The organism is Photorhabdus sp. RW14-46 (assembly GCF_963887965.1).
GTDB lineage: Bacteria > Pseudomonadota > Gammaproteobacteria > Enterobacterales > Enterobacteriaceae > Photorhabdus > Photorhabdus laumondii.
This window is the reverse complement of the sequence record NZ_CAWPHH010000010.1, coordinates 77,921-90,014: the sequence shown is the minus strand read 5'-3', so window position 1 is coordinate 90,014 and position 12,094 is coordinate 77,921. Positions and strand designations below refer to the sequence as shown.

At 36.7% G+C, this 12,094-nt stretch carries 12 protein-coding genes and 1 pseudogene; 2 read left to right on the top strand and 11 right to left on the bottom strand.

The window, feature by feature from the left end:
• The first annotated feature begins 83 nt into the window (after positions 1-83).
• Positions 84-272 carry a hypothetical protein gene (locus AACQ38_RS10885; protein WP_165578105.1) on the top strand — a complete coding sequence of 63 codons (189 nt, stop codon included), beginning with the start codon at positions 84-86 and terminating at the stop codon, positions 270-272.
• Between the two features lie 157 nt (positions 273-429).
• On the opposite strand, the gene AACQ38_RS10880 is transcribed toward AACQ38_RS10885, so the two are convergent.
• The 3 genes from AACQ38_RS10880 to AACQ38_RS10870 all read right to left on the bottom strand — a co-directional run bounded on the left by AACQ38_RS10880 (position 430) and on the right by AACQ38_RS10870 (position 2,340).
• Positions 430-888 carry a hypothetical protein gene (locus tag AACQ38_RS10880; RefSeq protein ID WP_011145372.1) on the bottom strand — a complete coding sequence of 153 codons (459 nt, stop codon included), beginning with the start codon at positions 886-888 and terminating at the stop codon, positions 430-432.
• A 109-nt stretch (positions 889-997) separates the two neighbouring features.
• Positions 998-1,228: a helix-turn-helix domain-containing protein gene (locus AACQ38_RS10875; RefSeq protein WP_071824087.1), complete on the bottom strand. Its 231-nt coding sequence runs from the start codon at positions 1,226-1,228 to the stop codon at positions 998-1,000.
• 584 nt (positions 1,229-1,812) lie between these two features.
• Entirely contained in the window at positions 1,813-2,340 is a 528-nt protein-coding gene (locus tag AACQ38_RS10870) for a hypothetical protein (RefSeq protein ID WP_011145370.1), read from the bottom strand.
• Between the two features lie 135 nt (positions 2,341-2,475).
• Between AACQ38_RS10870 and AACQ38_RS10865 the strand changes: the two are divergent.
• A pseudogene (locus AACQ38_RS10865) lies at positions 2,476-2,646 on the top strand (ribbon-helix-helix domain-containing protein); the annotation flags it as partial.
• A 162-nt stretch (positions 2,647-2,808) separates the two neighbouring features.
• Here AACQ38_RS10865 and AACQ38_RS10860 read toward each other — a convergent pair.
• From AACQ38_RS10860 to AACQ38_RS10825, 8 genes are all read right to left on the bottom strand, one after another.
• The gene (locus tag AACQ38_RS10860) at positions 2,809-2,904 is read right to left on the bottom strand and encodes a hypothetical protein (protein WP_205068588.1); all 96 of its coding nucleotides are present in this window, start codon (positions 2,902-2,904) and stop codon (positions 2,809-2,811) included.
• Positions 2,905-3,237: 333 nt separating this feature from the next.
• The gene (locus tag AACQ38_RS10855) at positions 3,238-4,578 is read right to left on the bottom strand and encodes an MFS transporter (protein ID WP_242685559.1); all 1,341 of its coding nucleotides are present in this window, start codon (positions 4,576-4,578) and stop codon (positions 3,238-3,240) included.
• Between the two features lie 66 nt (positions 4,579-4,644).
• Positions 4,645-5,592, bottom strand: a complete 948-nt coding sequence (locus AACQ38_RS10850; protein WP_011145367.1) for a TauD/TfdA dioxygenase family protein — start codon at positions 5,590-5,592, stop codon at positions 4,645-4,647.
• Positions 5,593-5,626: 34 nt separating this feature from the next.
• A complete protein-coding gene (locus AACQ38_RS10845; protein WP_165578103.1) occupies positions 5,627-6,838 on the bottom strand; it encodes an MFS transporter in 1,212 nt (403 codons plus the stop codon).
• Positions 6,839-7,007: 169 nt separating this feature from the next.
• A complete protein-coding gene (locus tag AACQ38_RS10840) occupies positions 7,008-8,192 on the bottom strand; it encodes a CaiB/BaiF CoA transferase family protein (protein WP_207631836.1) in 1,185 nt (394 codons plus the stop codon).
• A gap of 316 nt (positions 8,193-8,508) precedes the next feature.
• On the bottom strand, positions 8,509-8,994 hold the full coding sequence (locus tag AACQ38_RS10835) for a hypothetical protein (RefSeq protein ID WP_041379948.1): 486 nt from the start codon (positions 8,992-8,994) through the stop codon (positions 8,509-8,511).
• Complete coding sequence (locus tag AACQ38_RS10830) at positions 8,987-10,195, bottom strand: aromatic ring-hydroxylating dioxygenase subunit alpha (protein ID WP_165578101.1); 1,209 nt, start codon at positions 10,193-10,195, stop codon at positions 8,987-8,989. The genes AACQ38_RS10835 and AACQ38_RS10830 overlap by 8 nt, the downstream gene beginning before the upstream one ends.
• A gap of 10 nt (positions 10,196-10,205) precedes the next feature.
• Positions 10,206-11,300, bottom strand: a complete 1,095-nt coding sequence (locus AACQ38_RS10825) for a cupin domain-containing protein (RefSeq protein ID WP_162107520.1) — start codon at positions 11,298-11,300, stop codon at positions 10,206-10,208.
• Positions 11,301-12,094: the final 794 nt, after the last annotated feature.

Below are 12,094 nucleotides of genomic sequence, written 5' to 3'. Positions count from 1 at the left end.
ACTTAGTACTGCAACCGTAATATCTGTTACGGTATGACGACGCATTGTTTTCTTTTCCTCAAAAATACGGGAAGATGCCCAATATGTCATCCTACCGGTCCGCAACAACTCAGTCTCGCTTGTCTCCGGGGGCTTACTCAGCGATTTTAATGAAAAAATGGCGGGCAACTGGCCGGACAGAAGCCCCTACACCAGATGGCATTCAATACTTTTTTGAACGTGCTGATCGAGGCAAAAACAGCCCTCAATATTCTACGTCTAGTGCGTGCTGATGCCGGGCAAAGTGCACGGTGACGACATCTCGGTGCCAGTTCAGACCTCGGGAAAGGGAAAAATCAGCTCTGATGAGTATCGAACACCCTGTCGGCGATAGTTTATGCCTTTAAACCGGAAAACCATCCAAAAATTTTCCGGTTTCATTTGACAAAGCTATTTTATCTCGTTTTTCGAAGTTCTACGACGATATTCACCACTCGCTTTTTCATGCATGGTAAACAGCATCGGTAATAGAGAACTCAGCGCTGATAGGCTATGCCCGAGCCGACACAAACTCTCTGGAGTAAATTCATGGATATTATTACTGGCAAACGACAACATTGAGTCACCAAGAAAAGTTATTCCATGACAAATGCCCATAGTATTTTCTTTGGATGATTCAATTAGCTGACACAGTACAGTATCACTAACACATGAGAGATCCAGTGATGCAATCGCATCCGACATGCCAGACCATAGGATATTCACATCATATTGCTTCCCAATTGGTTTACAAAAAATTAAAACCAAAGAAAAGCCTGTAAGCACGGTATGTGCTTCGGTTTCTACATTAGATTGCGCAAATGTATAACGCTTTGAGTATGAGGATATGTTACTATTCACATTAGCCATACATTAGTTCCTGTAATGTTGTGGTTAGACGCTCTGATTGTGTTGCAGCACTTTCAGAGCGTTGCTTTTATGGTTCCTATAACTGTCACCATATTCTTTCGCCTGGAGATCAATATCTCTTCCTCCTTTTCTGGTAACGGGAAGGCCAGATTTCATCAGGCTTCTGTCCCAGTGTGTTTGCAATAATTGTTTCACCTTTACACCAGGGTCTTTGCAAGGCATTAGATAACGTTGACGATGCCAGCCCTGCTTCTCTAGAAACAGCCGCCAATGACATTCCTTTCTTTTTTAACGCAGCGATAATATCTGCCGAATGCCAATCTTTTTTCTCCACAATAATTCTCCAATCAGGTATAACTATTTAATAACGTTGTAAAACAGCAAGTAACTTCGCTGCTTGAAGCTCTGCTAATGGTATGTTTCACTTCAATCTATATTTCAATTACCCTAAAAAGATGTCAGTGCAGATAATCCTTCAAGGATCATTCACTGCTGTAGATATTTATGATCTTTAAATAGAAGATTTCGTAAAAAGGAAGATATAAACAATAAGACTCACGAGGATTCTTTCCTTGAAGAAGGAAAAGAAACCTTTAAAAACAGGTTAAAACAAAATCGTCGTTCAGGCGTCCATTCATCACTATCAACAGAGAAAACCTTTTCGTTTTCAGGTAATAAACCGCGTTCCACCCATTCACATCTCCATCGTGGTAATACTCAGTCAGGATGTACACAGCAAAAACAGATTCATCATAACCGTTTATAGTACCGCGGTCTTATCCCTTGACTTCAATGATGAAAAAACAAACCGGTGCTGACTATGGGAAGCCCTTATAGTGCTTTAAATTCCGTTCTCTGAAGCGACCAGATTTTTAGAAACGCGCCTTTGGCACATAACCAAAGGCGTGTCCTTAACAGTTCGTATTAGTTGTAGTTTACCCAGCAGTCATAGGACGAAATGTACGGCGGCTGATACAACCCGCCCGTGATATTTCCGACTTTCATTTGCAAGGTAATCCTGCAATCTGCTGGAACATTCGATCCAGCCGCATTGACAGTGGCCGAGTCGCTGGCTACATCCAGAAATGCTTCCCATGCAGCAGAATTATTCGGGGTGGTGATGAGAAGACGCAACGTGATTTGATTTTGCCAGCCAGCCCAATTGAGTCGGTCATAGTTACACAGAATGGTGCTCACAATTCCTACTGGAGGCGTCTGTCCGGGAGCCAGGGTTGTACCAGAAACATACACCCCGCCTTGAGTTGGTTTAGGACCTAAACCAGAGCGATACCAACGTGGTCCGGCTAGTTGCGCGAGACTGTCCTCGGCTTCAATTTGCTGTTGTAGTAACTCCAGCAGAGATGAATCTTCTTTAGTTAGATCTACCTGGGTCAACGAAACAGTTTGTCCCTCTTTCAACAACATATCAGAGGGAAGAATCAGCTTACTCATTCATATTCTCCTAATTTATATCGAAAAAATAGTTACGGACATTAAAACATCACTTGCAAATGCAACACAATCAATGCGGCTCATTAAAAATTAGAGGAGTAGGATTGAATCCTATTGGTATAAGAGGAACCAATCGTGAGAACTACTCAGCAAATGAGTATTACCCTCCCCAACAACATGGCGGACGTGGTCAAGTCTAAAGTACGCACTAGTGAATACGCGAACGAAAGCGAGGTGATTCGTGATGGGTTATGGGCACTGATGGCGCGGGATCGTACTGTGGAAAGCTGGCGGCACAATCAACTTGGATCAGCGGGGCATTTGACGGTTTCGCACTGATAGAAACAACCTGAACCGTAAATTAATTCTTTCCAGCACTCCCCCTCAACAAAATAGGTCCCGTTTAGCAGTACGTGTTTGTAAGGCAGCAGAGATATGCACCAAGGTATCGTCGATCACGCTCTCTCCCTATTTTCTCAACTCATCCACAATATTGCTGATTTTATAGGTATTCCAGTACTGTATGACGTTAGACACTAGGCTGAAAGCGCTGGCCTTATTCATAATTTCCTCATAATCACCAGTAGTAAATTCCCCCTAGTTGGCAAAGTGTTGTAGTCAATAAAAATTGGTCACTAGCTTAGAATTTTCCTAAAATAATCCGCCTGTCATCAAACAACGTCCACGATGATATTTCAGGAACTCGGGAACAGGAGAAGTGATATACCAATGCCAGTATTGAAATCTTTAGGGTATAGTGGATAATATGTTGATTTATAGAAAATCTCCTCAATCGAGTAAAATAATAAAATTGATAATATAACATGATATTATCAAGTTAGACTTTTTTAAAACACCATATTTCATCAAGTTTAATCTATATAAATAAAATATAATTTATGATGAAAATGTTTTAATTTTTTTATTATTTAATACCATGAGTAAACTAAGTAATGAAATAGATGCAATAGCAGATGGAATGAATAAAGTCATAAGTACCCCTCGATAGCCTAATCCTAATTGCACTAGCCATGCTCCAAACATCGCACCTAATATCCCTCCTGCACGACCAATACCAAGCATCCACGATACACCTGTAGCTCTGGAGGTTGTAGGGTAATGAAGTGTAGCTATTGTTCCCATAGATGCTTGTGCACTGTTCATTGTCGTTCCGGCTAAGAGAATTAATATTCCTAAACTGATTATATTATCAACATACCCTATAGAGAAGAGCAAAATACCCGTTATGAGATAGTTAAATGATACTATCTTATGAGGAGATAGCTTATCCATGATAATTCCTGATATTATCGTCCCAATTCCACCACCTAAAGGAAATAAAGCAGTTAAAATAGTTGCATAACTTAATTCAAAACCAGAGTCTTTGATAAGTATAGGCATCCAATTTGTGACAACATAGAATATTAATAATCCCATAAAATATGCGTTCCAAAGAAGCAAAGTTGATGATAAGTGTCCATGGGATAAAATTTCATTAATAGGTTTAATTTTTTGCTTTTCGATAAATTTTAATCTTGAAAAATCTATTTTATTATAATTTTCACCAACTATTTTCTTGCAAATTCTCTTTATTTTATCTTCTGATTTGTTTTTATTAATCAAGAATAAAACTGATTCTGGAAGAATGAAAATAAGTGGGACAACTAAAAGTATAGGGATAATTCCGCCAATAACTAGCATACTCTCCCAACCAAACTTGGGAATCATGAAGGAGCCAAGAATACCGCCCATAGCTGCTCCGAAGGGAAATCCACAAAATACAGAGTTCACCATAAGTGACTTTCTATTTTCTGGTGCATATTCAGAAATCAATGTCAAGGCATTAGACATAGCAGCTCCAATACCTATTCCGGTTAATAAACGCCAGAATGATAATTGGTAAACAGTTGTAGAAAATATCGTTGCAATACTACAAATTCCAAACATGAAAACAGAAATTACAATAACAGGTTTACGTCCTAGTTTGTCTGATATAGGACCTGATGTTACAGCTCCCACAGATAAACCAACCAATGCTGAACTCATAGCAATTCCAAGGTCTGTTTTTGAAATCCCCCAACTATCAACAATAGCAGGAGCAATATAGCCGATCAGAGCAGTATCGAAACCATCTAAAATAAGAATGCTCAAACATAAAAATAATATTTTGATATGCAAAGATGATATCTTTGCAAATCTAATTGTGTCTTGGATACTCAACTTTATTGTAGAATTCATTTTATTAACCAATGCATCAGGTGAAAAGCAAAAAGGGACTTTAAGCGTCCCTTTGTTAAGTTAGCACTAACTTTCAATCTCGAATTGACGTTTAGCACGGCGTGAATCGTCATGGTTATATGCTGGTACTTTAAATTTACGCAATTGTTCAGGGCTTGCAGGTTCCGACTCACTAATTGGTTGATCACCTCCAATAGTCACCCGCTCCATATATCGGCGATTTGGATAGTAATCATGAACAGCAGCATGCTGTACAGAGCGATTATCCCACATTACTAACATGTTTGGTTTCCAATGGTGCCTATATTGATATTCAAGTACTGATGTTGTATTAAATAATTGTGCCAGTAGTGCATCACTATCTCGTTGATCCATATTTTTTATATAACGAGTGTAATTTGGGTTAACAAATAGGGTTTTCTTTCTCGTTTTTGGATGAATTCGAACAACTGGATGGGCGATTGGAGGATATTCCAACTCTTTCTTTTGCAATAATTTTTTACCTTCTTCTGTGTCTGGAAAAAGATATTTATACGATGAAAAGTCATGTATAGCTTCCAATCCTCGAATGAAATCTTGAGTTTTTATTGAAAGAAAATCATAAGCAGTTGTCATACTGCTAAAACAAGTATCACCACCTATTTCAGGAACAATTCTTGAATAGAGCATTGTAGCCATAGGGGGGCAAAGTTTATATGTTTCATCCGAATGCCAGCGATCGGTTAATACAGGTGGATTACCACTCTTATAATCAAATACTATTAACTCTGGATTTTTTTCACTGTTCTCTGCAAAAGGGTGTACAGTTAACTGGCCAAAATATCTCCCTATACGCATTAAATCTTCTGATGTGATATCTTGATCTGGAAATACCAATACTTCATGCTCTTCAAGATCTGATTCAATGGTTTTTATTATATCTTTATTTAATGGCTGATTTAGTTTGATATCACGTATTTCTGCACAAAAGTATGGAGTTAGTTTACGTATGGTATATTCAATTTTATCACTCATTTTGTTTTCTCTCCAAAATTATCACCGACAGATTTTAAATTTTATTTTTTATGACTTTGTTTACTATTGGTTTTTTTATTGCTGAAATAAGCAGGATGACTGAACATATCATCATAGGAAGAAATACATAACTTGGATTTCCTGAAATATCCCATGATAAACCACTAATTACTGGTGTTATAACTGCACAAGTATAACCAACTGTCAACATTAGTGAAGTAGATCTATGTACCTCGTGTGGCTCGCTAATCATACTAGGTAGTCCTAACATTAGTATTAAAACGATAGCAGAAAAAAAACCGATGAATGCTGAACTAATAACTATATATTCAGTACCAAAGTACATAATGCTGCTAAAAGATGCAATTAATCCTATTCCTGATATCAAATATGGATATCGTAGTTTTGCTACAGTGGCGCTTGTCATCATAAGAATAATAGAAGCAGGGACTTGTCCTAAATTTAAAGCAACCAAAGAAATAGATGTTAAATCCTCAAAATTAGTTTCATGTAAGTAACGTGGAATAAAAAAATTGGTTGCAAAATATGTTGCATTTACACATCCCATCATTAATCCTAACTTCCATAATATAATGTTATTCCATTCTGGCACCCACTTTATATTTTTATTTATCGATATTATTTCATGTTTATTTTTAGGTGCTAATTTGTATATAAAAACTGCAATTATTAATGTTATCGCAGCCCAAAAAACATATGTAAGTCGCCAAGATCCCAACATAGGTAATAAAATAGATTTTGTCACTGCAACAGGAATAACTTCTCCCCCAAGAAGAAGGCCATTAACATAAATAGCCGTTGCAATCACAATATGTTTTGGAAACCAATCCTTCACAATAGAAGGTAATGCAGGTTGCATAAAAGCAACTCCCAACCCTGTTATCATTGTCGCCATATACATGATAATTATATCATCGGCGGCTCCACGGAATGCAGAACCTAAACTGGTAATCAGCAAACCAAGGATAAGAGTCTTTATTGCGCTCGTTCTTGCAATTAATAGAGAGCCTAGAATTGCGGTACCTGCAAATAATACTGCTGGCAAGCCAGAAATAATCCCAACTTGAGTTTCAGTTAAATTTAGATCATGATGAATGTCAGAAATGATGGGTGGGGTAGCCAATATTGTCAAACGCGTTCCTGCACCAGCTAGCCATAATAAAAATAGCCTTATAAAAGATTTTATTGACCAAAAATTATATATTTCAGTGTACGGTGCATTCATTGTCTTATCCCTATTAATTAAATATATTTATACCCGTCATCTTTCAAGTTTCCTCTTTGTTGGCTGCGCTCTCTCACCCCGGTCGCATCGTTATCTATGCTCCCGGGGATTCGTTCCCTTGCCGCCGCGATCCATCTTGAAATCCATTGGGTATATTATCTTATTGCTTCTAAATAATTTCTATTTTGCGAAACAATGCAATTTCATCACTATCAAAACCAAGGAAATTTTTTAATAAATTTTCTGTGTGCTGCCCATGCTCTGGAGCAGGATTACGTACTGTATCAAAGTCAGAGAAAGCGCTTAGATGCATGGGTTGACCTACCAGAGTCAAATCGCCTAATAATGGGTGCTTAATAGAACATTTCATCTTCAAATACTGAATTTGCGGATCGGACATAGCTTGTGCTATATCATAGATGTAACCACTTGGTATCCCATTCTCGTTTAGAATTTGTATTAGCTGTTTACTCTCGAATTTCCGTGTTACAGCTTGAATTTCATCCATAAGCTGCTTTCTGTTTTTTGAACGATTATAAATATCTGAATATTGAGGATTCAAATAAACTTCCTCTATATCAAGTAGATGACATAATTTTCGGAATTTTTCATCTTCTGCTGCCGCAATATTTATTTCACCATCCTTAGTTCTTACGACACCAGTAGGCATTAATGTCGGGTGGTCATTTCCCATAAGCTCAGGTGTTTTGCCATCTGCAAGCCATCGAGCGACTTGGAAATCCATGATAGCTAAAGTTGATTCAAGAAGTGAAGTATATACCCACTGTCCTTCACCTGTTTTTTCTCGATGATATAGTGCCAGTAAAACTGCCTGAGCTAGATTCATGCCTGAGCTAATATCAGCAATAGCAACACCAGTCCTGAGTGCACCGCTTTCTTGAGTACCTGTCACAGACATAAGTCCTGACATGCCTTGTACTATTTGATCAACAGCTGGTCGAGAACTATAAGGGCCATTTTGCCCAAAGCCACTAATGCTGCCACATATAATACGAGGATTAATTTTTTTCAAAGATTCATAATCGACACCTAAACGAAACTTAACTTCGGGCCTAAAATTTTCAAGCACGATATCAGCCTTACAAACCAAACGCTGGAGAATCTCCTGTCCTTGCTTTGTTTTCAAATTAACTGATAAGCTTTTTTTATTTCTATGAAGGTTTTGGTAATCAAAACTTTCACGAGTGCCCCCCATACTGTCACCTTTATCGGTAGGTTCCTCAATCTTGATAATTTCGGCTCCCCAGTCACCCAGTAGTCGTGATGTGACTGGGCCCGCCCTATGCCGCGTTAAATCAACAACAACAATTCCTGATAATGGTAAGGCCGTCATTTCGCACCTCATTATTGTGATTTAAATCACAATCAATGTAATTAAATTTAGTAATTTCAATGTGCTTTATAGTCAATACCAACTGTTAATCTGATATTTCCCTTTCCAGGATCACAACAAATTTTCACTATAGAAATAATACCTATTTCTTTGATGGTGTGAATATTTTTTATCAAAAAAAACCTCACTTCTCAAAGAAACCCAAAAACCAAAAATGGTCTTGCTCATGTCTACATCTTTCGGAGAAAGAATTCCCAAAATTAATGCAAAATGTAGGATAAAAAATTCATTCTCATTTAATTATATAGAATGCAACTTAGATCGGATACACAATTGAATCTGTAATAATATCTGCTGTGCAAATACAGAGACGCTCTTTAAATAAAGCAGTACCACTTTTGTATTCGATAATATCCTTAGTTATACCACTTATTAGCAACTTATTTTCTTGACCACATATGCTTTCATGAATTGTAAATATTGTTTCTGTATTGGCTAATATTTTCTCTCCACAGTGTTCGAGCTTTGTCAATAATATATTAGATGTTATCCTTTGTTGTACTCTGTCTCTAAAGTAAATTGACCCAGATAACGCGGATGCACGGTCTATGAGCATTTTCTTTCCTTCACAAAAAACAAAGCATAGATCCCATCCATTATCTATATTCTGTTTTGAAGTAATTCGGTATATACAATCATCTGTAAAATATGATGCCCAATTATCTAATATTTTTGAGTCTAAATTTTTGTTGTATAAGCTATACAACCTATTGATAGTAAACCAAATTTTATAATCATCCAAGATTCATAACTCCTCGGTAATATTTATAAAATCCACGGATAGCCGCTTCTGTCATCATGTGGTCTTCACTCGACTCACCAACACTAGCTTCTAAAATGATTTCGGAGTCTGGCATGCTTTTAGCCCCTTCTTGGGTTACAGCCAAAATCTCATTATCATCTATGGTAACCAATCCTGAAGGACCGAGTAGGTTTGCTTGAAATAATCTCCGTTTCGTCAACGCCTCAGATTCATTTTCATAGCCAAAAAAAGTCCAAATTTTAATACAACTATCTGTACCATCAGGAATAACATGACGCATAGCTAAGCAATTGAGTTGTTGCAGCAGGATAAGATTTGGAAAAACAGTCATAATTGCGCCTGTACCATGGTCATATTCACGCTGATGGTCGATAATTCTCGGATCTAAAAGTGATAACTCTGTTTTTGTCTCTGCATTTTTTTTAATTTCAGCTTTGGTGAAAGATGCTGTTGACACTAATACACTGCTTTTGCCAGAAGAACAAACTTTTACACTAGTTTTTTGATCTGAACGCCAAATACCGAAGTTTTTAAAAAATGAATGCAGAAGTGCTGCATGAAATGGATCTTTTACATTTTCAATTTGAAGTTTCCAATTACAATTAACTCTATGCTGCATTTTCCCAATAACTTTTAGTTTCCTACCATCACAAACACGATCAAAGTATGAAAGCATGACAGGGTCTAAATATGTTTCAAATGGTTCAATATCATATGAAAAACTAGTAAATACAACACCATGTCTCTCAGTCACATTAAGAGCTTGCAAACCATGTTCTTCAGGATGAAAAAATTCAGACATTCCACCTTTTCCATTAATCCCTTTTCTAAAAGGCATCCCAGCTAAGTTACCCTCTAAACTAAATGCCCACTCATGATAAGGACATACAAGTAACTTAGTATTACCCTGAGGGTTATGGCAGATCTTTGCTCCTCTATGGGGACAACGGTTTACAAATACGCGCAATATTCCTTTTCTATCACGGATTAAAATGACAGGAATATTTCCCACAAATGTTTGTATATAGTCACCAAAATTTTCAACTTCTGAAGAAAGCCCAACATAATTCCATGTGTTTCCCAGAAAAATATTTTTAATTTCTTGTTCATATATCTGGTTACAGATATAAATTTTGGAGGGCACCCTTCGGGTGCCTTCTTTAGCCCATTGAAGGTTCATTAACCAACTCCTAGGATTCATTTCCTATTGCACTACTTTCGTATACTGTTAAATCAGCGATACGTGACATTACAGTCATTAACATAGCCCAGCCTTTATTTTGGATCTCAAATAAAGGTTTTCCATCTGCAATATTGTAGTTAGATATGAATTCATAGCCCATACGTACATGTTCATCATCTAGAATACTATGAACGTCAAAGTGAGCTTTAGGAGTCGTATCATCCATTACAGGTTTAATATGTTTGTAGAAGAAAATAGCTGAGGCTTCAACTACCAAATGGACTAAAACAACTTTTTCCAATTCAGTTGCTGTTGTCATTTTATAAGCAAACCATGAACTTGCGGCTTCAAGAACTGGATCAAATACAGGTTCAAAATCTACACGGTTATTTTTGAGAGCACGATTATGTCCGAGTTCTTCTTCTAGATGGGACATTGTAATCTCTTCAAAAACAGCGTTGTGTAATGTTGCAGCACGAGTTAACACCATTTTCTGAAAATGGTCAGACCAAACTTGGAAACAATCGAGAAATCTTTTCTTTGCTTGTGTTTTTTTTAATATTCCACGATTTACTAAGGCAAAAAGTTTATGTTTATCGAAACGTTCCATATAAATCTCATTACGAGAAAATAATTGTTCCGCAATTGTAGTAGCTAAATTTTTATTAACTTGCTCAGGAAGGAAAGTTGCCCAAGGGTCAGTAAAATCCTCGTAAAGGCCACGAGAATCAAATTGAATGGATAATCCCCAGAAACCATCGGGATAACCACCTTTAAAACCGTGGAGATGACCAGGTGGAACTAAAAGCGCATCACCTGCTTCCATAGCTGTTTGTATATCCCCTGTTGATTCAGCAGAGCCTTCACAGAGCAAAATCATTGATTCTACTGGATGAATATGTGGTACTAATTCTTCACCTGCTTCAAGACGAACCCATGCCATGGATATACGGTTATCATCTGGTAAAAAATCGCTCAATTGGTTGTTTTTCATGAAATCTTTTACGTGTCCTAACCAATGTTCCACACCATTCACTTCAATAGTGCGAATCGATGGAATATGATCTCGTTTTACTAATGTGACTTTAGATAGTTTTTTCATTTTTCATTCTCGATAATTGTCAAGGCGAGAGCATGAATGCTTATTTATCATCCAACAATTAGGTTCACATTTTTATAAAAAACTTAGTTTAAAAATAGCTCAGAATAAAATGTCATTTCAAAAAAATAAATGATCATTATATCTACACTGCTTAATTATAATTATACTTTACTATAAGTTAGGTGATAATTCCCCCATCTTGCAATAACAGTTTTTTATATTTTTAACGCCCAAATTAAGAGTAGTTAAATAAATTTTAATTGTTAACCATTTTATGGTAAAAAATATTTATTTTTTTGACACTAGTCACATTTGTCATCAAATGAAAATTAATCACTTGTTTTTCACAATACTATTTTCACCACTATTTTTTATGTTTCTTACTATTAACTTTGAATTATAGTTTACGTAATTTATTTTATAAATTAATAAAAAAATAAAATAATTTCATTAATTTATTTTTGAAATTTAATGAATATTTATATCCAATGGATTTCAAGATGGATCGCGACGGCAAGGGAGAGAATCCCCGGGAGCATAGATAACTATATGACTGGGGAATAGTGTAGGCCTTCCCAATCAGCGCCTAGTCCCGACACAGACGCATTATTGACAATACATCCTTTGCTTTTCAGCAAATAAGGCAAAGCAAAATAGCTACTCGGAGGAAAACAGCGTAAATACTTCCCCCATACTCCACCAGATTTGACTGTGGGAAATGGCGTTATGTAATCGCTATCATCATTTCCTATGGATAATAAACAGGCCCCTGATGATATTTCAGCAATTAGGAT

What these genes read in the sequence shown, in the direction of transcription:
- AACQ38_RS10885 (WP_165578105.1), top strand. Translation starts at nt 84, where the DNA reads ATGTCATCCTACCGGTCCGCAACAACTCAGTCTCGCTTGTCTCCGGGG.
- AACQ38_RS10880 (WP_011145372.1), bottom strand. Translation starts at nt 888, where the DNA reads ATGGCTAATGTGAATAGTAACATATCCTCATACTCAAAGCGTTATACA.
- AACQ38_RS10870 (WP_011145370.1), bottom strand. Translation starts at nt 2,340, where the DNA reads ATGAGTAAGCTGATTCTTCCCTCTGATATGTTGTTGAAAGAGGGACAA.
- AACQ38_RS10860 (WP_205068588.1), bottom strand. Translation starts at nt 2,904, where the DNA reads ATGAATAAGGCCAGCGCTTTCAGCCTAGTGTCTAACGTCATACAGTAC.
- AACQ38_RS10855 (WP_242685559.1), bottom strand. Translation starts at nt 4,578, where the DNA reads ATGAATTCTACAATAAAGTTGAGTATCCAAGACACAATTAGATTTGCA.
- AACQ38_RS10850 (WP_011145367.1), bottom strand. Translation starts at nt 5,592, where the DNA reads ATGAGTGATAAAATTGAATATACCATACGTAAACTAACTCCATACTTT.
- AACQ38_RS10845 (WP_165578103.1), bottom strand. Translation starts at nt 6,838, where the DNA reads ATGAATGCACCGTACACTGAAATATATAATTTTTGGTCAATAAAATCT.
- AACQ38_RS10840 (WP_207631836.1), bottom strand. Translation starts at nt 8,192, where the DNA reads ATGACGGCCTTACCATTATCAGGAATTGTTGTTGTTGATTTAACGCGG.
- AACQ38_RS10830 (WP_165578101.1), bottom strand. Translation starts at nt 10,195, where the DNA reads ATGAACCTTCAATGGGCTAAAGAAGGCACCCGAAGGGTGCCCTCCAAA.
- AACQ38_RS10825 (WP_162107520.1), bottom strand. Translation starts at nt 11,300, where the DNA reads ATGAAAAAACTATCTAAAGTCACATTAGTAAAACGAGATCATATTCCA.